At 61.6% G+C, this 25,003-nt stretch carries 21 protein-coding genes; 12 read left to right on the top strand and 9 right to left on the bottom strand.

Annotated elements, in window-relative coordinates; translation table 11 throughout:
- Positions 1-140: 140 nt before the first annotated feature.
- Entirely contained in the window at positions 141-620 is a 480-nt protein-coding gene (rimB, locus tag HBN98_RS16650; RefSeq protein WP_064585485.1) for a retropepsin-like aspartic endopeptidase RimB, read from the top strand.
- Complete coding sequence (gene rimK, locus HBN98_RS16645) at positions 617-1,522, top strand: 30S ribosomal protein S6--L-glutamate ligase (protein WP_007949201.1); 906 nt, start codon at positions 617-619, stop codon at positions 1,520-1,522. The genes rimB and rimK overlap by 4 nt, the downstream gene beginning before the upstream one ends.
- Positions 1,523-1,608: 86 nt before the next feature.
- Here the strand turns inward: rimK and HBN98_RS16640 are convergent, their stop codons facing one another.
- Positions 1,609-2,922: an ATP-binding protein gene (locus HBN98_RS16640; RefSeq protein ID WP_027611205.1), complete on the bottom strand. Its 1,314-nt coding sequence runs from the start codon at positions 2,920-2,922 to the stop codon at positions 1,609-1,611.
- A 111-nt stretch (positions 2,923-3,033) separates the two neighbouring features.
- Positions 3,034-3,774, bottom strand: coding sequence for an osmolarity response regulator transcription factor OmpR (ompR, locus tag HBN98_RS16635; RefSeq protein WP_064585484.1), 741 nt, complete (start codon positions 3,772-3,774; stop codon positions 3,034-3,036).
- Between the two features lie 358 nt (positions 3,775-4,132).
- On the opposite strand from ompR, the gene HBN98_RS16630 reads away from it, so the two are divergent.
- The 7 genes from HBN98_RS16630 (at position 4,133) to tauD (ending at position 12,581) form a co-directional block, all read left to right on the top strand.
- The gene (locus HBN98_RS16630) at positions 4,133-6,457 is read left to right on the top strand and encodes a Tex family protein (protein WP_083367327.1); all 2,325 of its coding nucleotides are present in this window, start codon (positions 4,133-4,135) and stop codon (positions 6,455-6,457) included.
- Positions 6,457-6,840 carry a PaaI family thioesterase gene (locus HBN98_RS16625; protein WP_064585482.1) on the top strand — a complete coding sequence of 128 codons (384 nt, stop codon included), beginning with the start codon at positions 6,457-6,459 and terminating at the stop codon, positions 6,838-6,840. Before HBN98_RS16630 ends, HBN98_RS16625 begins: the two co-directional genes overlap by 1 nt.
- A 213-nt stretch (positions 6,841-7,053) precedes the next feature.
- Positions 7,054-8,637 carry a glutamate--cysteine ligase gene (gshA, locus tag HBN98_RS16620; RefSeq protein WP_083367328.1) on the top strand — a complete coding sequence of 528 codons (1,584 nt, stop codon included), beginning with the start codon at positions 7,054-7,056 and terminating at the stop codon, positions 8,635-8,637.
- A 347-nt stretch (positions 8,638-8,984) separates the two neighbouring features.
- On the top strand, positions 8,985-9,962 hold the full coding sequence (gene tauA, locus HBN98_RS16615) for a taurine ABC transporter substrate-binding protein (RefSeq protein WP_064585480.1): 978 nt from the start codon (positions 8,985-8,987) through the stop codon (positions 9,960-9,962).
- Positions 9,963-9,978: 16 nt separating this feature from the next.
- A complete protein-coding gene (tauB, locus tag HBN98_RS16610; RefSeq protein ID WP_083367329.1) occupies positions 9,979-10,773 on the top strand; it encodes a taurine ABC transporter ATP-binding subunit in 795 nt (264 codons plus the stop codon).
- Positions 10,770-11,603 carry a taurine ABC transporter permease TauC gene (tauC, locus tag HBN98_RS16605; protein ID WP_083367330.1) on the top strand — a complete coding sequence of 278 codons (834 nt, stop codon included), beginning with the start codon at positions 10,770-10,772 and terminating at the stop codon, positions 11,601-11,603. Before tauB ends, tauC begins: the two co-directional genes overlap by 4 nt.
- Positions 11,604-11,741: 138 nt before the next feature.
- A complete protein-coding gene (gene tauD / locus HBN98_RS16600) occupies positions 11,742-12,581 on the top strand; it encodes a taurine dioxygenase (protein WP_083367331.1) in 840 nt (279 codons plus the stop codon).
- 90 nt (positions 12,582-12,671) lie between these two features.
- Here the strand turns inward: tauD and mgrA are convergent, their stop codons facing one another.
- The 3 genes from mgrA to HBN98_RS16585 all read right to left on the bottom strand — a co-directional run bounded on the left by mgrA (position 12,672) and on the right by HBN98_RS16585 (position 17,447).
- Complete coding sequence (mgrA, locus tag HBN98_RS16595; RefSeq protein ID WP_007917913.1) at positions 12,672-13,709, bottom strand: L-glyceraldehyde 3-phosphate reductase; 1,038 nt, start codon at positions 13,707-13,709, stop codon at positions 12,672-12,674.
- Between the two features lie 191 nt (positions 13,710-13,900).
- A complete protein-coding gene (locus HBN98_RS16590; protein WP_083367332.1) occupies positions 13,901-15,220 on the bottom strand; it encodes an LLM class flavin-dependent oxidoreductase in 1,320 nt (439 codons plus the stop codon).
- Between the two features lies 1 nt (position 15,221).
- Positions 15,222-17,447 (bottom strand): TonB-dependent receptor, encoded by a 2,226-nt coding sequence (locus HBN98_RS16585; protein ID WP_083367333.1) that lies wholly within the window; start codon positions 17,445-17,447, stop codon positions 15,222-15,224.
- A gap of 205 nt (positions 17,448-17,652) precedes the next feature.
- On the opposite strand from HBN98_RS16585, the gene HBN98_RS16580 reads away from it, so the two are divergent.
- On the top strand, positions 17,653-18,690 hold the full coding sequence (locus HBN98_RS16580; RefSeq protein WP_083367334.1) for a LacI family DNA-binding transcriptional regulator: 1,038 nt from the start codon (positions 17,653-17,655) through the stop codon (positions 18,688-18,690).
- A gap of 100 nt (positions 18,691-18,790) precedes the next feature.
- Here HBN98_RS16580 and HBN98_RS16575 read toward each other — a convergent pair whose 3' ends face one another.
- Positions 18,791-19,255, bottom strand: coding sequence for a type II toxin-antitoxin system HicB family antitoxin (locus HBN98_RS16575; protein ID WP_169844064.1), 465 nt, complete (start codon positions 19,253-19,255; stop codon positions 18,791-18,793).
- Complete coding sequence (locus HBN98_RS16570; protein WP_064585473.1) at positions 19,252-19,434, bottom strand: type II toxin-antitoxin system HicA family toxin; 183 nt, start codon at positions 19,432-19,434, stop codon at positions 19,252-19,254. Before HBN98_RS16570 ends, HBN98_RS16575 begins: the two co-directional genes overlap by 4 nt.
- A gap of 402 nt (positions 19,435-19,836) precedes the next feature.
- On the opposite strand from HBN98_RS16570, the gene HBN98_RS16565 reads away from it, so the two are divergent.
- Complete coding sequence (locus HBN98_RS16565) at positions 19,837-20,097, top strand: hypothetical protein (RefSeq protein ID WP_083367335.1); 261 nt, start codon at positions 19,837-19,839, stop codon at positions 20,095-20,097.
- Between the two features lie 23 nt (positions 20,098-20,120).
- Here the strand turns inward: HBN98_RS16565 and betT are convergent, their stop codons facing one another.
- Both betT and epsC read right to left on the bottom strand, forming a co-directional pair.
- Entirely contained in the window at positions 20,121-22,082 is a 1,962-nt protein-coding gene (gene betT, locus HBN98_RS16560; protein WP_169842759.1) for a choline transporter BetT, read from the bottom strand.
- Between the two features lie 522 nt (positions 22,083-22,604).
- A complete protein-coding gene (gene epsC, locus HBN98_RS16555) occupies positions 22,605-23,531 on the bottom strand; it encodes a serine O-acetyltransferase EpsC (RefSeq protein ID WP_083367336.1) in 927 nt (308 codons plus the stop codon).
- A gap of 190 nt (positions 23,532-23,721) precedes the next feature.
- On the opposite strand from epsC, the gene HBN98_RS16550 reads away from it, so the two are divergent.
- On the top strand, positions 23,722-24,720 hold the full coding sequence (locus tag HBN98_RS16550) for a D-cysteine desulfhydrase (protein WP_083367337.1): 999 nt from the start codon (positions 23,722-23,724) through the stop codon (positions 24,718-24,720).
- Positions 24,721-25,003 lie beyond the last annotated feature (283 nt).

Raw genomic sequence — 25,003 nt, 5'->3', positions numbered from 1 at the left:
ACAATGCGCACCAGCCGACACCCGCTTGAGGCGTCGGCGATCCGGGCCGTAGATATCTGTCGCCTTTTAACCATTATTCTGCGTGAATACCGCGAATTCGGCCGTACGCGGCCCGAGCGGTTTCTGCCGGTTGAGTACCTTTGAAGACATTTGACCATTTGACCGTTGTCGGTCTGCGCGAGTGGGTGGCGCTCCCGGATCTGGGAGTCGCCGGCTTGCGCGCGAAAATCGACACCGGCGCCAGCACCTCCAGTCTGCACGCCACCGACATCGAGCCGTTCGAACGCGACGGCGAGAAGTGGGTGCGCTTCACCGCGCACCTGGGCACGGTGGTGCAGTTGCGTCATCGGCGCTGTGAAGCGCCGCTGGTCACGCGTAAAACCATTAAAAGCTCCAACGGTCATACCCAGGAACGCTACGTGATCAGCACGACGCTGGCCCTGGGTGATCGGGTCTGGCCGATCGAGTTCACCCTCGCCTGCCGCAAGTCCATGCGCTATCGCCTGTTGCTCGGTTCCAAAGCCTTGATCGACGGCCACCTGGTGGTCAATCCAGGCGTCAAATATGTACAAGACAAGCCGGTGTTCCCGGTATCTACCTCCTCCACAGGTGTTGCATGAAGATCGCTGTGCTGTCGCGGAACCCGCGTCTGTATTCCACCCGTCGTCTGGTCGAAGCCGGCACCGAACGCGGGCATGAAATGGTCGTGATCGACACCTTGCGCGCCTACATGAACATCGCCAGCCACAAGCCGCAGATCCACTACCGCGGCAAACCGCTGGAAGGCTTCGATGCGGTGATCCCGCGGATCGGCGCATCGGTGACGTTCTACGGCTGCGCGGTGTTGCGCCAGTTTGAAATGATGGGGGTGTTCCCGCTCAACGAATCGGTGGCCATCGCCCGTTCGCGGGACAAATTGCGTTCGCTGCAACTGCTGTCGCGTCGCGGCATCGGACTGCCGGTGACCGGGTTCGCCCACTCGCCGGATGACATTCCCGACCTGATCGACATGGTCAACGGCGCGCCGCTGGTGATCAAGGTGCTGGAAGGCACTCAGGGTATCGGCGTGGTGCTGTGCGAAACCGCGACGGCGGCAGAGTCGGTGATCGAAGCGTTCATGGGCCTGAAGCAGAACATCATGGTCCAGGAATACATCAAGGAAGCCGGCGGTGCCGACATTCGCTGCTTCGTGGTCGGCGACAAGGTGATCGCGGCGATGAAGCGTCAGGCCAAACCGGGAGAGTTCCGCTCCAACCTGCACCGCGGCGGCAGCGCCAGCCTGATCAAGATCACCCCGGAAGAACGCATGACTGCCTTGCGTGCAGCCAAGGTCATGGGCCTGGCCGTGGCGGGTGTGGATATCTTGCGTTCCAACCACGGACCGCTGGTGATGGAAGTGAACTCGTCGCCGGGGCTGGAGGGGATCGAGACCACCACAGGCAAGAACGTGGCGGGGATCATCATCGAGCACCTTGAGAAGAATGGCGGGCCGAACATGACTCGCACCAAGGGCAAAGGTTAAAAGCAAAAAATCGCAGCCTTCGGCAGCTCCTACAGGGTACGCAATCCCATGTAGGAGCTGCCGAAGGCTGCGATCTTTTTTAGGCTTTAAACCGCGTCCCGCGGCAACATCAACCCCAACGGCAACCTCACTCGCGCCTCCAGCCCTCCCCCAGAACGATTGCGCAGCTCGACATTGCCGCCATGCATCGAAGCAATCCGCTTCACGATCGCCAGGCCCAACCCGGTGCCCTTGCCGCCCCGGGCACGGTCACCACGGGTGAACGGGTTGAAAATCGCCTCCAGCTCCGACGGATCGATCCCCGCGCCACGGTCCATCACGCTCAGCACTACATAGGGCGCGCTGGTGTCACCGGACACATAGGCCGCGACCTCGACACCGCTGCCGGCATGGTTCAAGGCGTTGCCGATCAGGTTATTGAGCAGACGCTTCATCGACACCCGACGCAATGGGAACGGCTGGATCGGCTCCAGGCGCAAGCGCACTTTTTCTTCGCTCTGGTTGTACGGCGCGGCCACCTCACGCACCAGATCGCTCAGGTCCACTTCTTCCACCGACTCGTCGCGACCATCGCGAATGAAGGCGAGGAACTGGTCGAGAATCGCGTCCATGTCTTCGATGTCGCGGACCATATCGTCGGTCAGGTCGTTGCGATCGCCCATCAGCTCCAGCGACAGGCGCAAGCGGGTCAACGGCGTACGCAAGTCATGGGACACCCCCGCCAGCATCAGCTCGCGCTCGCGCCCGGCCTGTTCGACGTCTTCGGCCATCTGGTTGAAGGCGCGATACACCTCGGTCATCTCGCTCGGTGTGTCGCTGATCGGCAGGCGCACGCTGCGACCCTGGCCGAGTTGCCGCGCGGCATACACCAGACGCTTCAAGGGCTGGTTGAGCTGACTGACGAAAATCCACGCGGACGCGGTGGACAGCAAGCCGATGGCGAGGAACCAGCCGAGCACGTTCCAGATTTTCTGGCCGCGCAGCGGATGCGGGTACAGCGGCACTTTCAGCCAGCCATCACCGAGGCTCGGCGCACGCACCCAGAGCGCCGGAGGCGAGTGCATGCGCAAGCGCACTTCGGTGTCGGCACCCAGCTCCGCCTGCATCTGCCGCTGATAGATTTCACTGTACGGCCAGTGCTGTTCGCCTTCCGGCACACCGGCACCGACCACCCGGATCAGGGTCGCGGCATCGGCGATCTTCGCGCGGTTTTCTTCGTCGGCAGCCCAATAGGCGCGCAGCGTCAGGGCGACGCCGTGGCTGTATTGGCGATCGACCAGCACGTCCTCGTTCATCAACAGATAAACCAGGGTCAGCGCCTTGGAAAAAAGCACGACAATGAGCACCAGCCACAGGGTGCGGGAGAAAAAACTTTGGGGGAACCAAACGGGGGTTTTCATCGATAACCGTTACACACTTGCAGGAGCGAGCCATGCTCGCATATTGCGGATTGCGAGTCTGCGGGCAAGGCCATTGGACCACCCTGCAGACCCGCTCCTACAAATCACCGATCACTTGGTGGCAGTGCCATCCGGTACAAACACGTAGCCCACGCCCCAGACCGTCTGGATGTAACGCGGTTTCGACGGATCGGGCTCGATCATCCGGCGCAGACGGGAAATCTGCACGTCGATGGAACGCTCCAGAGCATCCCACTCACGGCCACGGGCCAGGTTCATCAGTTTGTCGCGGGTCAGCGGCTGACGCGCGTTCATCACCAGGGCCTTGAGCACCGCAAACTCACCGGTGGTGAGCATGTGCACTTCGTCGCCGCGTTTCAGTTCACGGGTCGCCAGCGACAAGACGTAATCACCGAAAGTGACATTTTCGTCCTCGCTGCCCGGCGCGCCCGGCACCGGCGCGGCCTGACGACGCAGCACCGCCTTGACCCGAGCCATCAGCTCGTCCGGGTTGAACGGCTTGGCCAGGTAGTCATCGGCGCCGAGTTCCAGGCCTTTGATGCGGCTCATCTCATCGCCTTTGGCGGTGAGCATGATGATCGGAATCTGATTGTTCGCGGCCCGCAGACGACGGCACGCGGTCAGGCCGTCTTCGCCCGGCAGCATCAGGTCGAGGACGACCAGATTGAACACTTCACGCGACAGCAGACGATCCATCTGCTCGGTGTTCGGTACGGTGCGGGCGCGGTAGCCCTTGCTGACGAAAAAACGTTCCAGCAGGCTGCTCAAACCCGGATCGTCGTCAACAATAAGAATTTTTTCGCCTTCAGCATTATTTACAGTGCTGCTCATTGGATGCTCCTTTTAGCTCGGCGCGCATTATGGCGTAGCTGCCGTTATACGCACCGTGTGCATTGTTAGCAGATTTTTCCTTCACTGCCAGAAAACCGGGGTTTATGCCTACAGACTGCAACGCCCCCGAATGACAGAACGCTGGTTATAATGCGCGGCGTTTTGTGCCAGGCAACGTCTGAATCGTTACCGCAGGTGGCCGCGATTTTTTCTGGACCTGCGCAGTAATTGTTCGATTTCACCGGTCAATGGGGAGCCTTTTGACCCAGGCAGCGGCAATTTTCTAGCCGCTCAACCAGACTCCGGGCCTTTATTTCCGTGCCTGCGAGCCTGCTTTCACACTATGTCAGGTGGTTTTATGGACAGCATCAACAGCCGCATCGCCGAGGAACTCGGCGTACGCCCGCAACAGGTCGAAGCGGCCGTCGCGCTACTCGATGAAGGCTCTACCGTTCCCTTCATCGCCCGTTACCGGAAAGAAGTCACCGGCAGCCTCGATGACACCCAGCTGCGTCATCTGGAAGAGCGTCTGCGCTACCTGCGAGAACTCGACGAACGGCGCATCAGCATCCTCGCCAGCATCCAGGAACAAGGCAAACTCACACCGGCCCTCGAGCGCGACATCAAGCTTGCCGACACCAAGACCCGCCTCGAAGACTTGTACCTGCCGTACAAGCAGAAGCGCCGCACCAAGGGCCAGATCGCCCTGGAAGCCGGCCTCGGCGAGCTGGCCGACGGCCTGTTCAACGACCCGAACCTGACCCCGGAAGCCGAAGCCGCACGTTTCGTCGACGCGGAAAAAGGCGTGGCTGATGTGAAGGCGGCGCTCGAAGGCGCCAAGTACATCCTGATGGAACGCTTCGCCGAAGACGCCAGCCTGCTGGAAAAACTGCGCAACTTCCTCAAGCAGGAAGCGATCCTCAGCGCCCGGGTGATTGCCGGCAAGGAAGAAGAAGGCGCCAAGTTCCGCGACTACTTCGAACACGACGAACCGCTGAAAAGCATGCCGTCGCACCGTGCACTGGCGATTTTCCGTGGCCGCAACGAAGGCATCCTCAGCTCCGCGCTGAAAGTCGACGACGAGCTGCCGGGCACCATGCACCCGTGCGAGGGCATGATCGGCCAGCAATTCGGCATCCAGAACCAGAACCGCCCGGCCGACAAATGGCTCGGTGAAGTGGTGCGCTGGACCTGGAAGGTCAAGCTCTACACCCACCTGGAAACCGACCTGCTCGGCGAGCTGCGCGACGGTGCCGAAACCGAGGCGATCAACGTCTTCGCCCACAACCTGCACGACCTGCTGCTGGCCGCGCCGGCCGGCCCGCGCGCCACCCTGGGCCTCGACCCGGGCCTGCGCACCGGCTGCAAGGTCGCGGTGGTCGACTCCACCGGCAAACTACTCGATCACGCCACGGTTTACCCGCATGTGCCACACAACAAGTGGGATCAGACCATCGCCATCCTGGCCGCCCTGTGCGCCAAGCATTCGGTTGACCTGATCGCCATCGGCAACGGCACCGCCAGCCGTGAAACCGACAAACTGGCGATCGAGCTGATCAAAAAATATCCAGCGATGAAGATGACCAAGGTCATGGTTTCGGAAGCCGGCGCATCGGTGTACTCGGCGTCGGAACTGGCGGCCAAGGAATTCCCGGATCTGGACGTGTCGATCCGTGGCGCGGTGTCGATTGCCCGTCGCTTGCAGGACCCACTGGCCGAGCTGGTGAAGATCGATCCGAAATCCATCGGTGTCGGTCAGTACCAGCATGACGTGTCGCAGCTGAAACTGGCGCGCGGTCTGGATGCGGTGGTCGAAGACTGCGTGAACGCCGTCGGTGTCGATGTGAACACTGCCTCGGTGGCACTGCTGGCGCGGATTTCCGGCCTCAATGCGACCCTGGCGCAGAACATCGTGACGCACCGTGACGAACACGGCGCGTTCAAAACCCGCGCGGCACTGAAGAAAGTCGCGCGTCTGGGCGAAAAAACCTTCGAACAGGCAGCCGGCTTCCTGCGCGTGATGAACGGCGACAACCCGCTGGATTCCTCGGCGGTTCACCCGGAAGCCTATCCGCTGGTGCAACGCATTGCTGCTGAAACCGACCGCGACATTCGCTCGCTGATCGGCGATGCCGCGTTCCTCAAGCGTCTGGACCCGAAGAAATTCACCGACGAGACCTTCGGTCTGCCCACCGTCACCGACATCCTGCAGGAACTGGAAAAACCGGGCCGCGACCCGCGTCCGGAGTTCAAGACCGCCGAGTTCCAGGAAGGCGTCGAAGACCTCAAAGACCTGCAATTGGGGATGATTCTCGAAGGCGTCGTCACCAACGTGACCGCGTTTGGCGCGTTCGTCGACATCGGCGTGCACCAGGACGGTCTGGTGCACATCTCGGCGCTGTCGGAGAAGTTCATCAAGGATCCACGCGAAGCGGTGAAGGCCGGTGACGTGGTGAAAGTGAAGGTCATGGAAGTCGATATCCCGCGCAAACGCGTTGGCCTGTCGATGCGCATGAGCGACACCCCGGGCGAGAAGATCGACGGTGCCCGCGGCTCGCGTCCGGGTTCGGCGCCACGCCAGTCTTCGGGCAACGCGCCGCGCAAGGAAACGCCTGCAGCGGCACCGGTGAACAACGCCATGGCCTCGCTGTTCGCCAACGCCAAGCAGTTGAAGAAACGCTGATGGACATTCCCGCCGGGCTCGTCGAGAGCGCGTTTTTCAAGCTGTTGGGCTGCCGCCTGCACAGCCTGGAAACCGGGGTGGCGCAAGTCGCCCTGGCGCTGGAGCCGGAACTGCGCAATCGCGGCGGCAAGTTGCACGGCGGCGCGCTGTTCAGCCTGGTCGATATTGCCATGGGACTGGCCTGTTCCAGCACCCACGGCTTCGATCAGCAGAGCGCGACCATCGAGTGCAAGATCAACTATATCCGCGCCGTGTCTGACGGCGAGGTGCTGTGCACGGCTCGAGTGATTCACCCGGGCCGCCGCACGCTGGTGGTCGAAGCCGACGTGATGCAGGGCGACAAACTGGTCGCAAAAGCGCAAGGCACGTTCGCTGTCCTGTAGCTTGTCGTCATCAATTTGAGTTAATTTCGGCGCTGTGTCTGCGGCGTCGAACTTTTCCGCACGCGCAATAGCCAGATTCAAGGAGTGAAGTTGGCAATCGGCACGGGCCGTCACGGCTCAAAAACCAGGCGAAAACGCCAGTTTCAACTTCACCCTTGTAGACCGTCCTGCCCACCCCCATATTGGGGCGACTGACGCGTGAAGGAATCCAAATTGAGCGAACTTCTCAACCGCCGCCTGGCTCTGCTCGGCGAGCGCGCCAACCTCTCTCTGCTCGAACAGTGCCTCCACGGTATCGAACGTGAATGCCTGCGCGTGACCAGCGAAGGTCGACTGGCGCAAACGCCGCACCCGGAAGCCTTGGGTTCCGCGCTGACCAATGAACAGATCACCACCGACTATTCCGAGTCGCTGCTGGAATTCATCACGCCCGCCCTGCCCGACCCGGCAGACACTCTGGCGAGCCTGGACAAGATTCATCGCTTTGCCTACAGCAAGCTCGGCAGCGAGTACCTGTGGAGTCCATCGATGCCGTGCCCGTTGCCGGCCGAGGAAGACATCCCGATCGCCTATTACGGCACCTCCAACATCGGTCAGCTCAAGTACGTCTACCGCAAGGGCCTGGCCCTGCGTTACGGCAAGACCATGCAGTGCATCGCCGGGATTCACTACAACTTTTCCCTGCCGGAAAAGCTCTGGCCGCTGCTGCGCGAAGCCGAGGGTTTCGTCGGCACCGACCGCGATTTCCAGTCGTCGTCCTACATCGCGCTGATCCGTAACTTCCGGCGCTACAGCTGGCTGCTGATGTATCTGTTCGGCGCCTCGCCGGCACTGGACGCAGGGTTCCTGCGCGGCCGTTCGCACCAATTGGAACAGCTGGACCCGGACACCCTGTACCTGCCGTACGCCACCAGCCTGCGCATGAGCGACCTCGGTTACCAGAGCAACGCCCAGGCCGGCCTGACGCCTTGCTACAACGATCTGGCGAGCTACACCGACAGCCTGCGCAAAGCCGTGGCCACGCCGTACCCGCCGTACGTTGAAGTCGGCACGCACCAGGATGGCGAGTGGGTGCAGCTCAACACCAACATCCTGCAGATCGAAAACGAGTACTACTCCAACATCCGCCCGAAACGCGTGACCTACACAGGCGAGCGGCCAATCCAGGCGCTGATGGCCCGGGGCATCCAGTACGTCGAAGTGCGTTGCCTGGACATCAACCCGTTCCTGCCGATGGGCATCGACCTGACCGAGTCGCGCTTCCTCGACGCGTTCCTGCTGTACTGCGCGCTGAACGACAGCCCGCTGCTGACCAATACGTCGTGCGGCAACGCCACCTCGAACTTCCTCAGCGTGGTCAAGGAAGGTCGCCGTCCGGGCCTGCAGTTGCAACGTGATGGGCAGCCGGTCGAATTGAAGGCATGGGCAGCAGAGCTGCTGGAACAAATCGCCCCGCTCGCCGCGCTGCTGGACCAGAGCCATGGCGGCGATGCGCACAGCAAGGCGCTGGACGCTCAGTTGGCCAAGGTCAGCGATCCGTCCCTGACGCCTTCGGCGCAGGTGCTGGCCGCGATGGCCGAACACAAGGAAAGCTTCGCGCAGTTCTCCCTGCGTCAGAGCCAGGCGCATGCCGAGTTCTTCCGCCGCGAACCGTTGCCGGCGGATGATCAGGCGAAGTTTGAAGAACTGGCGCGTTCGTCGCTGCTGGCGCAGGCTGAGCTGGAGCAAAACGAGGTGGGCGATTTCGACGTGTTTGTCGGGTCGTATCAGGCGAGCATCCTTGCCATCAGCAACTGATCTGGAAGTACACAATCTTGTGTGTGGAAAGAATCCTGTGGCGAGGGGATTTATCCCCGTTGGGCTGCGAAGCAGCCCCAAATCCTGAACACGCGGTATGTCCGACATACCGTGCAGGATGGTTTACGACTGCTGCGCAGCCGATCGGGGATAAATCCCCTCGCCACAAAAGCACCACGTGCCCTGGATCTTGATCATTCCCACATTCTGAGTGGGAACGATCCACTCCCCTCCTTAGATTTTTCCGCTCATAAGCTAAGTCTAAAAAGTTATTTATTTTTAGTTTCTTAGATCATTTAGTCTCCTTTCACGCCGGTCATCGGTTGCCTGATTTGGAGCACTCCCCCATGAAACTGAATTTCCCGCTTCGCCTGCTGGCCGTGGCCTCTCTGGCTGCTGCAAGCTTTCTGGCGCAGGCCGCCGACCTCACCGTCGCTTACCAGACCACCGTTGACCCGGCGAAAGTTGCCCAGGCCGACGGCGCTTATGAGAAAGCCACCAAGGCCGACATCAGCTGGCGCAAATTCGACAACGGCGCCGACATCATCGCCGCCATCGCCTCCGGTGACGTGCAGATCGGCTACCTCGGTTCCAGCCCGCTGACCGCAGCCATCACCCGCAAAGTCCCGGTGGAAACCTTCCTCATCGCCACCCAGATCGGCGCCGCTGAAGCCCTGGTCGCCCGTGACGGTTCCGGGATCAAGACACCGCAGGATCTGATCGGCAAGAAAATCGCCGTGCCGTTCGTGTCCACCGGACACTACAGCCTGCTCGCGGCGCTGAAACACTGGAACATCGACCCGTCGAAAGTCACCGTGCTCAACCTCGCCCCGCCAGCGATCATTGCCGCGTGGAAACGTGGTGACATCGACGCCACTTACGTGTGGGACCCGGCGCTGGGCGTCGCCAAGGAAAACGGCAAAGTGCTGATCACTTCCGGCGAGCTGGCCAAGTTCGGCGCACCGACTTTCGATGCCTGGATCGTGCGCAAGGACTTCGCCGAGAAGCACCCGGAAATCGTCACTGCGTTTGCCAAAGTCACCCTCGACGCCTACGCCGACTACCGCAAGGATCCGCAAGCCTGGCTCGCCGATCAGTCCCATGTCGACAAACTGGTGAAACTGTCCGGCGCCAAGGCCAGCGACATTCCGCTGCTGCTGCAAGGCAACGTCTACCCGTTGGCCGCTGATCAAGTGATCACCCTCGGCGCGCCGACCACCAAGGCCATCACCGACACCGCCGCGTTCCTCAAGGAGCAAGGCAAGGTCGAAGCGGTGCTGCCGGATTACGCGCCGTACGTCAGCGCCAAATACATCACCAACTGATCGGGAGTTAACTGCGATGGCCTTGCTACAGCTGGAGCGCATCAGCGCACAGTATCCCGGCAGCCCTGCACCGGTGCTGGCGGACATTTCCCTGACCCTCGGGCCTCAGCAGTTGCTGGTCGCCCTCGGCCCGTCCGGCAGTGGCAAAACTTCGCTGTTGAACCTGATTGCCGGTTTCGTTGAACCGAGTGCCGGGCGCATCATCCTCGATGGCGTGCCGGTCAAAGGCCCGAGCGCCGAACGTGGCGTGGTGTTCCAGGACGACGCGCTGCTGCCTTGGCAGGATGTGTTGGCCAACGTGGCTTTCGGTCTGGAACTGGCCGGCGTCGTCAGAGACAAACGCGAAAAGATTGCTCGCGAGATGCTCGCGCTGGTTGATCTCACAGGGTTTGAAAGTCGCCGCATCTGGCAGCTCTCCGGCGGCCAGAAACAGCGCGTCGGCCTGGCCCGCGCACTCGCCGCCGACCCGCGCGTGCTGCTGATGGACGAACCCTTCGGCGCCCTCGACGCGTTCACCCGCGAACAAATGCAGGAGCTGTTGCTGCAAGTCTGGCAGCGCACCGCCAAACCGGTGTTCCTGATTACCCACGACATCGAAGAAGCGGTGTTCCTCGCCACTGACCTGATTCTGCTCGCGCCAAATCCGGGGCAGATCGTCGAGCGCCTGCACCTGGATTTCGGGCAGCGTTACGCCGCCGGTGAGTCGGCGCGGGCGATCAAGTCCGACCCGCGTTTTATCGAAACCCGCGAGCACGTGCTGAGCAAAGTGTTCTCGCAACGCAGTGCCGTTCAGCGGCAGGAGCGCGCATGAGCAGTTACGACGTTTCCGCTGCGGCGGTGAAAAGCCCTTCGGTGGTGATTCCCGTGCGCCGCCGCCTCAGCACGCGCTGGATCAGCCTGCTGACCTTGTTCGCTTTGTTGGTGATCTGGTGGGCGGTGACCGCCACCGGTTTGATCGAACCGCTGTTTCTGCCGCCGCCGTCTGCCGTGCTGCAAAAAGGCTGGCTGCTGGCGACCAGCGGCTACATGGATTCGACGCTGTGGCAGCACTTGGGCGCGAGCCTGAGCCGCATTGGCCTGGGCCTCGGTTTCGCGATTCTGACCGCCGTGCCGGTGGGCATTGCCATCGGCGCCAACCGCATCGCCCGTGGTGTGCTTGACCCGCTGATCGAGTTCTACCGGCCTATCCCACCGCTCGCCTACCTGCCGCTGATCGTGATCTGGTGCGGCATCGGCGAGTTGTCGAAAGTGCTGCTGATCTACCTGGCGATTTTCGCCCCGATCGCGATTGCCACCGCGACCGGCGTGCGCACCGTCGACCCGGCGAAACTGCGCGCGGCGCAATCGCTCGGTGCGACCCGCGCACAACTGATTCGCCATGTGATTCTGCCGAGCGCCTTGCCGGACATTCTCACCGGTGTGCGCATTGGTCTGGGGGTTGGCTGGTCGACGCTGGTCGCCGCCGAACTGATCGCCGCCACCAGCGGCTTGGGCTTCATGGTGCAGTCGGCCGCGCAGTTCCTGGTCACCGATGTGGTGGTGCTGGGGATTCTGGTGATCGCGCTGATTGCCTTCGCCATGGAAATGGGCCTGCGCGCCCTGCAGCGCAAACTGGTGCCGTGGCACGGCCAGGCGCACTGAAAATTTTTTTGAATCCCCCTGTAGGAGCTGCCGAAGGCTGCGATCTTTTGATTTTGATCTTCCTGAAAACAAGATCAAAAGATCGCAGCCTTCGGCAGCTCCTACGGGGAGTGATGAACCGAATTGAAGAGAAAGACCATGAGCAGCCTGACCATCACCCCATTAAGCTCGGCCCTCGGCGCACAGATCAGCGGTGTCGATGTCAGCCAGCCGTTGAACCTGGAACAGCGCGACGCCATTGAGCAGGCCTTGCTCAAGTATCAAGTGCTGTTCTTCCGCAACCAGCCGATCGAGCCGCCGCAACAAGCGCGTTTCGCCGCGTACTTCGGCGACCTGCACATTCACCCGATCTACCCGAACGTGCCGGAACAACCGGAAGTACTGATCCTCGACACCGCCGTCACCGACGTGCGCGACAACGCGATCTGGCACACCGACGTGACCTTCCTGCCGACCCCGGCGATGGGTGCGGTTCTCAGCGCCAAGCTGTTGCCGGAGTTCGGTGGCGACACCTTGTGGGCCAGTGGGATTGCTGCGTATGAAGCGCTGTCGGCGCCGATGAAAAACCTGCTCGAAGGGCTGACCGCGACTCACGATTTCACCCGCTCGTTTCCGCTGGAGCGCTACGGCAACACGCCAGAAGCCCTGGCGCAATGGGAAGAGGCACGGCGCAAGAATCCGCCGTTGTCACACCCGGTGATCCGTACCCACCCAGTGAGCGGACGCCGCTCGCTGTTCGTCAACGAAGGCTTCACGTCGAAGATCAACGAACTGTCGGAAACCGAAAGCGAGGCGATTCTGAAATTCCTGTTCGCCCACGCAACGCGGCCGGAATTCACCATTCGCTGGCGCTGGCAGCAGGACGACATCGCGTTCTGGGATAACCGCGTGACGCAGCATTACGCGGTGGATGATTACCGCCCGGCACGGCGGGTGATGCAGCGGGCGACGGTGTTGGGGGATGTGCCTTACTTTTAAGATCAAAAGATCGCAGCCTGCGGCAGCACCTACAGAGGAATGTATTCCAATGCAGGAGTTGCCGCAGGCTGCGATCTTTTGCTTTGCTGATTACTCGGCCGTCGAAGGCTTCTCCCAAAGATTGATCCCGCCCTCCTGGGCAAACCGGTCGATCTCCGCCAGTTCCTCAGCACTGAAGCTCAAATTCTTCAACGCCCCGACGTTCTCGATGATCTGTTCCGGCCGGCTCGCGCCGATCAGTGCCGAGGTCACCCGTGGATCACGCAGGGTCCAGGCCAGCGCCAGTTGCGCCAGGCTCTGGCCGCGACGCTTGGCGATCTCGTTCAGCGCGCGCACATGCGCGATGTTCGCTTCGGACAAGTGCGAAGCCTGCAGCGAACCACCGCCCGGACGATTGACCCGCGCATCCGCCGGCACGCCGTTGAGGTATTTGTCGGTCAGCAGACCTTGCGCCAGCGGGGTGAAGGCGATGACCCCGGTGCCGAGTTCGTCGGTGGTGTCGAGCAGGTCTTTTTCCACCCAGCGATTGAGCAGGTTGTACGCCGGCTGATGAATCAGCAGCGGCACTTTCCACTCTTTGAGCAGCGCGGCGATCTCACGGGTTTTCACCCCGGAGTACGACGAGATGCCGATGTACAAGGCCTTGCCCTGTTGCACGGCGGTGGCGAGGGCGCTGGCGGTTTCTTCCAGCGGGGTGTCCGGGTCGAAGCGGTGCGAATAGAAGATATCCACATAGTCCAGACCGAGGCGCTGCAGGCTCTGGTCGAGGCTGGCGAGCACGTATTTACGCGAGCCGCCGCCCTGGCCATAAGGGCCGGGCCACATGTCCCAACCGGCCTTGCTGGAGATGATCAACTCGTCGCGGTACTGCTTGAAGTCTTCGCGCAGCAAGCGACCGAAATTGATCTCGGCGCTGCCGTACGGCGGGCCGTAGTTGTTGGCCAGATCGAAGTGGTTGATCCCCAGGTCGAACGCGGTGCGCAGCAAGGCGCGCTGGGTGTCGATCGGCGTGCTGTCGCCGAAGTTGTGCCACAGGCCCAGCGACAGCGCCGGCAGCACCAGACCGCTGCGGCCGACGCGGCGGTAAGGGATGGAGTCGTAGCGGTTTTCGGCAGCGGTGTAAGTCATCGAATCCTCTCTTGTTTGATTGACAGCAAATTGAGGGTGAATCCCAACCCTGTGGCGAGGGAGCTTGCTCCCGCTCGGTTGCGCAGCAACCGCAAACCCATCCAGCGCGCCATGCCTGTCTGAATGCGATGGCAGGTTTTGGGTCTGCTTCGCAGACCTGCGGGAGCAAGCTCCCTCGCCACAAAAGTGATCTACACAAATTTGTTTGCGGGCCGGGCCAGGCCCAGGTTCTCGCGCAATGTCCGGCCCTCATACTCGGTTCTGAACAGCCCACGCCGCTGCAGTTCCGGAACCACGCCATGGGCAAAGTCTTCCAGCCCGCCCGGCAAGTGCGGCACCAGCACGTTGAAGCCATCCGCCGCGCCCTGCTCGAACCATTCCTGCAAACGGTCGGCGATCTGCGCCGCAGTGCCGACCAGGCTGTAATGCCCTCGCCCACCGGCAATCTTGCGGCCCAGTTCGGCCAGCGTCAGATGCTCGCGGCCGGCCAGTTCGGTCAGCAGTTTTTGCCGGCTCTGCTGGCCGCTGTCGGTCAGCGGCAACTCGGGCAGTGGCCCGTCCAGCGGGTACTTCGACAAGTCGAAGTTGCCCAGCATACGCCCAAGCAAGGCGACGCCAACCTCCGGTTCGACCAATTGCTGAAACGTTTCACATTTTTCCTGCGCTTCGGCTTCCGTTTGCCCGACGACGACAAAAACCCCCGGCATGATTTTCAGCGAATCGGCACTGCGCCCGTACTTCGCCAGGCGGCCCTTGAGGTCGGTGTAAAACGCCTGCGCGCCGGCCATCGAAGGTTGCGCGGTGAACACCACTTCGGCCGTCTGCGCCGCCAGCTCCCGCCCGGTTTCGGACGAGCCGGCCTGCACGATCACCGGTTGCCCCTGCGGCGAGCGCGCCACGTTCAGCGGGCCTTTGACCCGGAAGTGCTCGCCGACATGATCCAGCACGTGCAGCTTCGACGGGTCGTAATACGCGCCGCTGGCCTTGTCGCGCACAAAGGCGTCGTCTTCCCAGCTGTCCCAAAGCCCGGTGACCACCTGATGAAACTCGCGGGCGCGGCTGTAGCGTTCGGCGTGGCCGATGTGTTCGTCGCGACCGAAATTCAGCGCTTCGGCGGCGTTGTCCGAGGTCACCAGATTCCACCCCGCGCGCCCGCCGGACAGGTGATCGAGCGAGGCGAATTTACGCGCCACGTGATACGGCTCGTTGTAACTGGTGGTAGCGGTGGCGATCAGGCCGATGTGTTCGGTCACCGCGCTCAATGCCGAAAGCAAGGTCAGCGGTTCAAAGTGATCGGAGCGCGCCATGCGGCTGGCAATCTCCTGGGTTGGCGCGGCGACGCTGTCGGCCACGAACAAGGTGTCGAATCTGGCCGCCTCGGCAATCTGCGCCAGCCGCTTGTAATGCGCGAAATCCAGACCGGCGTTGGCCGGCACATCCGGGTGCCGCCACGCGGCGACGTGGTGCCCGGTGGCCATGAGAAACGCGCCGAGTTTCAGCTGTCTGCTCATCTCAGAAATCCTTGCGCAGTTGCACGCCGAAGTAGCGCTCGTCATCCCGTGGCACGGCGCGGTAGATGTAGTTGCCGCCACTGGCGAGCAGCGGTGAGTAGGACTTGTCGGCGAGGTTCTTGCCCAGCAGCGCCACGCGCCAGCCGTTGCTGTAATCGGCCAGCGCGACGCTGGCGTTCCAGATGCCGTAGGCGCCTTGCTTGGTGTCGGCGTTCTGGCTGATGTCGTACTGCACTTCGCTCTGCCAGCTGTAGTCGGTGCCGAGTTCGATATCCAGACCGTTTTCCAGCGGGATGGTGTAGTCGGCGCGCACGTAGCTTTTCCAGTCCGGGCTGAACGGCAGCGGCTTGCCATTGACGTTGCACGAGGCTGCAGCGCCCGCCGGGCAACTGAATTGATCGATGCGTGCGCGGGTGTAGGCCAGGGCCCCGGAGAACTTCAGCTGCTGGGTCGCCTGCAAGGCGTAATCGAGTTCGACGCCTTCGGTGCTGACGCTGCCGGCATTGATCAGGCGCGTCACCACTTGCCCGGCGACAGTGTCGAAAAAGTTCGCCTGATAGTTATCGTAATCGCTGTGGAAAACCGCGAGGTTGGTGGTCAGCCGGTTGTTCCAGCTCGTCGCCTTGATCCCTGCTTCCCAGGTGTTCGAGGTTTCCGGTTTCAGCGCTTCGGTGTCACGCGGCTGCATATTGAAGAACACGTTGTAGGCCGGACCTTTGTAGCCGCGCGAGTAGGTCAGATACGTGGTGACCGCATCGCTCAGGTCGTACTGCACGCCGAGGCGACCGGACCAGCCGTCCTCGTCCACCGAACCGGAGCTGCTGGTCGCCGGTTGAATGCCGCTGACCGTGGTCGCCGAGGTGGAGACGCGGCGGTGATCGTATTCCAGATCATCGTGGGTATAGCGCAGCCCGGCGATGCCGCGGAAATCGGAAGTGAAGTTCAGTGTGGCCTCGCCGAACGCGGCGTAGCTGTCGCTGGTGGTGCTGTAGTCGGCAACGCCTCGGTCGGTGCGCGTGGTGGTGGTCAGTGTGCGCTGATAGGTCTCGTCATCCTTGCCATGCATGTAGAACAGGCCGCCGACGTATTCGAGGAATTCGCCCTTCGGCGAGGCCAGACGCAGCTCCTGCGAGTATTGATCGAAGGCCAGGTCACCCTTGTCGGCGGTGCCGGGGAACGCGGCGGTGATCGTGCTCAGGCGATCGCCGTCCTGATACTGGGTGTTGTCCCAGCCGCGCCACGCAGTGATCGACGTCAGGGTGTAATCGCCCAGTTGCCAGTCGAGCTGGCCGGACAGGCCCTTGTTGGTGTCTTCGACGTGGCTGCGGGTGTCGGTGTTGATGTCGCGGTTGTGGCTGCTGGCAGAGACCGGACTCAGCGCGTTGGCGAAGGCCGGAGTCAGCGACTTGCTGACCACGCCGTTGGGGCCGTCGTCGTGGGACTGCATGTAGTCGGCGATCAGGGTGAACGTGACGTCGTCGTTCGGGGTGAATTCAAGTTTGCCGCGCACGCCGCGATGGTTGTAGCCGTTAACCTCCTGCCCGTTGTATTGGTTATCGACGTTGCCGTCGTAGCTGCCGAACAGGGTGCTGATCGAGCCCTTGAGCGTGTCCGGAATCAGGCTGCCGCCAATGCCGAAGCGGGTGCGGCTTTCGTTGCCGCTGTAGTACGACTGGTCGATGTAACCGTGGGTCTCGTTGGTTGGCGCCTTGCTGGTGATGTTGAGCACACCGGCCGAGGCGTTCTTGCCGAACAAGGTGCCCTGCGGGCCACGCAGCACTTCGACGCGTTCCAGATCCAGCAGGTCGAGGGTGGATTGGCCGGGACGCGCATAGACCACGCCGTCGATCACCGTGGCCACCGTTGGTTCGACGCCGGGTGAGGTGGAAATCGTGCCGACACCCCGCACGAACAACGAGGTGTCCTTGTTCGAGGCGCCGGTACGGAAATTCAGCGACGGCACTTGCTGGACGATGCTCGCCACGCCGTTGCGGTTGTCGCGCTCCAGTTGTTCGCCGTCGATCACCGAGACTGCCACCGGGACCTTCTGCAGCGACTCTTCGCGGCGGGTAGCAGTGACCGTGACGGACTTGAGTGTCGGCTCTTGTTCGCTGCTGTCAGCGGCAAAAGCATTGGGCAGCGGCAACGCCGCCAACCCGGTAAAAATCCAGCCAGCGGCGCGAATCGATTGCGCCAGTGTGTGTGTCGCCCCAGGAATGTTGTGCATGTTTGCCCGCTCGAAATTGGCCCTGAACCGCTGTCGTTCTGCGACGACAGCGCCTGAATCGGTGTCTTGGGCATTCGCTCGAGCGAGTAGCAGACAACGCGCCTTGTTAGCGCTAACATCGCCAGTATTGGCAAGCTGCACATAGAGCGTCCAATACTGAAAAATTACTTTTATATGCGTTTTGGTTTTTAAGAAGGATCGAGACTTGAGCCAGGAAAAGCCCCGCAAGCGCCGTGGCGCCGGACGCGTGACCCTGAATGCGGTGGCGCGCCAGGCGGGCGTGTCGGCGATCACCGTGTCGCGTTACTTCAATCAACCGGAGTCGGTCTCCCCCGAGCGCCGCGAACGGATTGCGGCGGTAGTCGCCGAGTTGGGTTATGTGCCAAACCTGGTGGCCGGCGGGCTGGCTTCGGCGCGGGGCAGAATCGTCGGCATGGTGATCCCGAACATCTCCGGGCCGATCTTTGCCAACACCATTCAGGGCTTCAGTGACACCCTTAGTCGCCACGGTTATCAGTTGTTGCTGGCGTCGAGTTACTTCAGCACTGAACAGGAAGAAAACGCCGTGCGGGCGTTCCTCGGCTGGTCGCCGGCAGCGCTGGTGCTGACCAGCCACTTCCACAGCGCCGGCACGGAAAAGATGATCGCCGAAGCGGATATCCCGGTGATCGAAACCTGGGATTACCAGCCGGATCGCGAGCCGATGCAGATCGGTTTTTCGCATTACGAGGTCGGCGTGACCGCTGCACTATATCTGCATGCCAAAGGCTATCGCCGCATCGCTTTCGTGCAGAACAGCGCCCCCGGCGACCTCAGTGCACTGGAACGCCGCGATGGTTATGCCGCCACCGTGCGCGAGTTAGGGCTGGAGCCGTGGGTGTTCGCCCCCGACGTCGACCGCGCGCCGTTCGAGGCCGGCAAGCAAGCGATGGAAGCGCTGATGAACGCCACACCGCGCCCGGACGCCATCGTCTTCGCCAACGACAACCTCGCCGCCGGCGGCCTGCTGGCCGGGCAACGCGCCGGCCTCAAGATCCCCGAAGACTGCGCCGTACTCGGCTTCGGCGATTACCCGTTCGCCGAGATGCTGTTGCCGAGCCTGAGCACGATCAAACCGCCGGCACTGGAGATTGGCGTGCTGGCGGCAACGCGGGTATTGGAAAGCCTTGGGGTGTTGCCGAGCGATGACGTGCAGCGGCTGAATTTATTGCAGTGCAAGGTGATTGAGCGCGAGAGCACCTGACACACATGCCTCTGTAGGAGCTGCCGAAGGCTGCGATCTTTCGCGTTTCAAAGCCAGAATCAAAAGATCGCAGCCTGCGGCAGCTCCTACAGGTTCTTTGTCATGCCGACAACTCGCGTAACGCAGCTGCGGCCAGAAAACCGGAACGGGAGCTGTAGCGCTGATCACGCCGGACTGTCTGATCGATACGCTCAAGCAGTTGTTCCGGCAGCGTGGCGTTGAAACGTACCGATTTGCCGAAATAGGGCGTGATATCAAAGTCCACCACGCCCCAGATTCCACCCGCGTAATCGGGATTGTCGAGATGAGCATCAATGTCCTGAACTCGAGGCAACGGTGCACCATCTGCCACCAGTCCCTCATAGTGCAAGGCCAGGGCCTCCTGAGTGTTTTCAAACGCTTCGGCTACCGTAGTACCTGCGGAGAAGCACCCCGGTACATCCGGGACAATCACTCCGTAGTCCGAATCGGCATCCTTGTGCAGAACGACCGGGAATTTCATAGACGTGAATCCTTCCTGTGACGTCCTCATAAAAGGACTTTCATTTCCAATCACGGGCCTCATTTCAAACCCGCCTGTTTCAAAATGCTGTTGATCGTCCCTTTGGGAAGATCCGAATCCGGATGCTTGACCGTCACCCGACCCGACTTGCACGGATGCTTGTATTGATGGTGACTGCCCTTCACTGCAACCAGATACCAGCCATCCTCCTCGATCATCCTGATCATTTCCCGACTACGCATTTCCTTCGCCCTATTCGCCAGCAAGAGCAGATCACTTTAGGGCGTGGACAGCAGATTTATACACACGATACACACTAAGACAAATATTAGCTGACCGCCCATGCAGTCGGTTATTGATCAGACCAATGGCCAGCGTGAGCCCGCGAGAAAGTGCCTCGCCTTCCGGATACCTTTGAAGCAGTCGCGAAATGTGTCCGATCGAGAAAGTCAGGCTGGTATCGAGGTGGGCTGACTTGGCTATGCTCTAAAGGACACCGAGTTGGCCCTATCGCGAGCAGGCTCACTCCTGAAAGGAATGAGGTTGACCATGGGATGTGTAGGCAACCGCGATCCGCTGTAGGAGTGAGCCTGCTCGCGATTGCGGTCTTGCAGGCAATACATAACCACCAGGCAGAACCCGCCATGCACACCGCCATCATCATCTTCTTCGGCCTGGTCTTGCTCGCCCTGATGCTCTACATCGGGGAGCGCATCGGCTTCAGCCGGCAGACCATGGCCTACAGCTTCGCCGCGCTGTGGCTGGCGTTGACGGTGATCAATGGCGCGGTGGGGGTGGTGCATGCCGGGCAGCCGCTGGGGTCGGAAATTGCGGTGGGCAGTGCAGTGTTCGGGGTGCCGATGGCTGCGATGGTGTTGTTCATGGTGCTGAGCGCCGAGTCGTAAACGTCTCGACGCCCAGCCGCCGGTCAACGCACCAGATGCAGGAACTGCATGTGGCGTTCGTACTGGTCGAGGATGTCGTTGATGATCTGCTCTTTGGTATAGCCGACCAGATCGTAGTCCTGACTGCCCTCGCTCAAGTGCACTTCAGCGCGGTAGTAGCGACGGTTGTTGAGTTGCTTGGAACCCATGCCGCCACGGGCAAACGACGGCGTGAAGTAGCCGCGCATCTGCACCTGGTAGATGAACGGATGCTGCTCGCCGTGACCGATTTCCAGGCTGATGTTGTCGTGCGCCGGATCCGGCTGCGTGACCACGTTCAAGCCCTTCTCGACGAACACTGCCGTCACCTCTTCGATCGCCGGGCGCACCGTGGTGTCCATGAAGCGGTACACCTCGTCGCGCGACGGGAAGTGCACCGCCTGACTCAGGCGCTGACGCCAGCCACCCGTGCCGCGGCGTGAACCGGAGACCGGCGCCAGCGAATGCAGTTGCGCGATCTGTTTCTGCGACTCCAGATAGAACGCCTTGTGCAGGCCCCACATCATCAGCAACAGGATCAGCGAGAACGGCAGCGAGGTCAGCACGACTGCCGACTTCAGCGCATCGATACTGCCGGAGAACAGCAGCGCACTGGTCACCAGCGCAGTCATCGCGCCCCAGAACACTCGCAGCCACTTCGGTCCGTCTTCGTCCGGGTTGCCGCCCTTGGCCGAGAGGGTCGAGAGCACCACGGTGCCGGAGTCGGCCGACGTGACGAAGAACACGAAGCTGATGAATACCGTCACGGCGATGACGGTCTTGCTCCAGGGGTAGGTTTCCAGCAGCAGATAAAGGCTCATCGACGGATTGTCGAGGGCCGACATGCCCAGTGCCGACATGCCGTGATTGAGCACCTGATCGATGGCGCTGTTGCCGAAGATCGACATCCACGCCAGGGTGAAACCAAGCGGAATCAGCAACACGCCGAAGACGAATTCACGGATGGTGCGGCCACGGGAAATCCGTGCGATGAACAAGCCTACGAACGGCGACCATGCAATCCACCAGGCCCAGTAGAACACGGTCCAGCCGCCGAGCCAGTCGCTTGGCTTGTCGTAGGCGTAGAGGTCGAAACTCTTCATCGGCAAGGCGCCGAGGTAGTCGCCGAGGTTCTGGATCAGGGTGTTGAGCAGGTGCTGGGTCGGGCCGGCGAACAACACGAACAGCAGCAGCGCACAGGCCAGCAGCATGTTGATGTCGGACATCACCCGCACGCCCTTGTCCACCCCCGACACGGCGACGATGATCGCCGCGCCCATCATCAGTGTGATCAGGCCAACCTGAATCCACTGGGTATGGGCGATGCCGAACAGGTAGTCCAGACCGGAGTTGAGGTGCAACACACCAAAGCCCATGTCGGCGCCGAGACCGAACACCGTGGCGATGATGCCGAAGCCGTCCACCGCATAACCGATGGGGCCGTTGATGCGTTTGCCGATCAGCGGGTACAGCGCCGAGCGCAACGCCAACGGCAGGTTATGCCGATAGGCGAAATACGCGAGCGCCATGCCGACGAAGGCAAACACGCCCCAGCCGTGCAGGCCCCAGTGCAGAAACAGGATCTGCATCGCCTGACGCGCCGCATCGGCGGTGCCGGCCTCGCCTTGCGGCGGTTGCAGCATGTGGGTCAGCGGTTCGGACACGCAGAAGAAAAACAGCGTGATGCTGATCCCGGCGGCGAACAGCATGCCGGCCCAGGACAAGTAACTGAATTCGGGTTCGTCGTGGTCGGCACCGAGTTTTATCTTGCCGTAGCCCGATAACGCGGTGACCACCACGAAGACCAGATACAGCGTCATCGCGAGCATGTAGTACCAGCCGACCGTATTGGCCGCCCAGTTTTGTGCAGCCAGCAACCAGGCTCCTGCCTGCTCCGGCATGGCAATGACAACCAGACCAAACAGCAGAATGACCGTCGCGGCGAAGTAGAACACCGGCGGATTCATGCGTACCAGACCGCTGGCGGGGGTAGAAGATGCACTCATGAAGCATGCACCTCGAGGGGTTGAAACGTGGCTGAAATGATCGGACTCAGCAAAGGCAAGCCTCCTGTTGTGAGCGGGCAGCGAACCACCGGTTTAACTTGAATGAACGTTCAAGTTAAACATGGATAGGGCGCCAAGGACTAATCGCACGGCCAAGCGGTAGCTTGTGGCGAGGGGATTTATCCCCGATGGAGCGCGCAGCAGCCCTCCCTGTTCCAGCCTGAAATGGCCCGCTTTACGCTAGTTCAAGGAAGGCTATGACGTGAGGGTTGAGCGATTCGTTCACTGGAGAATTGGCTGAAGGCCATCAACCTGATTCGATGGGCAAATCGTGGCGAGGGAGCTTGCTCCCGCTGGACTGCGCAGCAGTCCCAAAACCTCTTGACGCGGCAGGCCGCACTCGCTGGTTTTAGGACCGCTTCGCGGCCGAGCGGGAGCAAGCTCCCTCGCCACAGGGAACGGCGACGCCACGAACGGGAAATCCTATTTCTGCGTCCCGTCATCATGCTGCAGATTGGCCTGGGTCAGGTTGCTTCCCGCCGGCACACTGCGGGTCAGCCACACATTACCGCCGATGGTCGAACCCTGGCCGATGGTGATCCGCCCGAGAATCGTCGCCCCGGCATAGATCACCACGTCGTCCTCGACAATCGGATGGCGTGGATGGCCCTTCTGCAACTGCCCGTCTTCATCCGCCGGGAAGCGTTTGGCGCCCAGGGTTACCGCCTGGTAGATCCGCACGCGCTCACCGATGATCGCGGTCTCGCCGATCACCACACCCGTGCCGTGGTCGATGAAGAAACTGCGGCCGATCTGCGCGCCCGGGTGAATATCGATACCCGTCGCCGAATGCGCGATCTCCGCGCTGATCCGCGCCAGCAACGGCAACCCGGCGCGATACAGATGGTGCGCCAGACGATGGTGAATCACCGCCAGAATCCCCGGATAGCACAGCAGCACTTCGTCGACGCTGCGCGCCGCCGGGTCGCCGTGATAGGCGGCCAGCACGTCGGTGTCGAGCAGGCTGCGCAGGCCCGGCAAAGCCAGGGCGAAGTCCTGAATGATGCGGATCGCCTGCTTCTCGACGTCGTTGTCGTCCTGGGCGCTGTGCCGGGCGACGTAGCGCAGCTCAAGCCTGGCCTGCGCCAACAAGGCATTCAGCGCCGTGTCGAGGGTGTGACCGACATAGAAGTCTTCACTCTCCTCACGCAGATCCACCGGCCCCAGACGCATCGGGAACAACGCGCCACACAGCGCCTCGAGAATTTCCGCCATTGCCGCGCGGGACGGCAACTCGCGGCCACCCTGCTCGCCGGTGGCCCGGCCATTTTGGGTCCGCCACTGATCCCGCGCACTGCGCAGTTGGCTGACGATGGTCTGCAGTTGCCAATGGCTGGAACGCTCGCTCACGGTAAAGACTCCTCACGGGCGGCCGGACGATCTGGCCGCGTTAACGGCGACTACTTTACGGCATGCCCGCGAGAGCGAATTAAGAACCGATAGTGCTGGCCTAAGCACATTTGGCTATAAGCGATTGACGGTTGCCCCGGTAAAACCGCGTGCCTATAGTCCTTTCATCTTTCTCCGCCAGTACGGGCCCATGATCAAACAACAGCTGGAACGCTTTAACCGTCTCGACCTGCTCGGACACCCCACGCCACTGGAAAAACTCGAACGTCTGTCCACCTGGCTCGGGCGCGATGTGTACATCAAGCGCGATGACCTGACGCCGCTGGCCATGGGCGGCAACAAGCTGCGCAAACTCGAATACCTCGCCGCCGATGCCCTCGCCCAGGGCGCCGATACGCTGATCACCGCAGGCGCCCTGCAATCGAACCACGTGCGCCAGACCGCCGCGCTGGCCGCCAAACTTGGCCTGGGGTGCGTGGCCCTGCTGGAAAATCCGCTGGGCACCGATGACCGCGATTACACCGGCAACGGCAATCGGCTGCTGCTCGATCTGTTCGACACCAAGGTCGAACTGGTCGACAACCTCGATAACGCCGACGAACAACTCGCCGCCCTCGCCGTGCGCCTGCGCAGCAACGGCAAGAAGCCGTATCTGGTGCCGATCGGTGGCTCCAATGCCCTCGGTGCTTTGGGCTATGTGCGTGCCGGTCTGGAGCTGGCCGAGCAGATCAAGGACACCGGCCTCGATTTCGCCGCCGTGGTGCTGGCCTCGGGCAGCGCCGGGACGCACAGCGGTCTGGCGCTGGCCTTGAGCGAAGCCTTGCCGCAACTGCCGGTGATCGGTGTGACCGTCTCGCGCAGCGAAGAAGATCAGCGCCCGAAAGTGCAGGGTCTGGCCGAGCGCACAGCGGACCTGTTGGGCGTGAAATTGCCGGTGAACTTCAAGGTCCAATTGTGGGACGAATACTTCGGCCCGCGTTATGGCGAGCCGAATGCCGGGACCCTGGCGGCAGTGAAGCTGTTGGCCAGTCAGGACGCGGTGCTGCTCGATCCGGTGTACACCGGCAAGGCCATGGCCGGGTTGCTCGACGGCATCGGCCGCCAGCGCTTTGATGAGGGGCCGATCATCTTCCTGCACACGGGTGGGGCGCCGGCGTTGTTTGCCTACAAAGACTCTTTGAGCGGTTGAAGCGCTTTTGTGGCGAGGGAGCTTGCTCCCGCCGGGGTGCGCAGCGCCCCCAAAACCTGCTTCCGCGTTTTTTCAGTTGAACCACGGCGCCAGGTATTGCGGCGGCTACGCAGTCGGGCGGGAGCAAGCTCCCTCGCCACAGGTGAAAACCACATATTCCATATACGAATATCAAATTAGATATTAAGTATTTTCAAGTCTAAAGCAGACACCTTATAGTCTCGCCGCAGGCGAATTTCGGGCAAGACGCATAAGCTGCTTTAGGGCACGATAACGCAGTCGT

This window comes from Pseudomonas koreensis (assembly GCF_012986595.1).
Taxonomy (GTDB): Bacteria; Pseudomonadota; Gammaproteobacteria; order Pseudomonadales; family Pseudomonadaceae; genus Aquipseudomonas; species Aquipseudomonas koreensis.
This window is presented reverse-complemented; position numbering and strand designations above follow the sequence as displayed.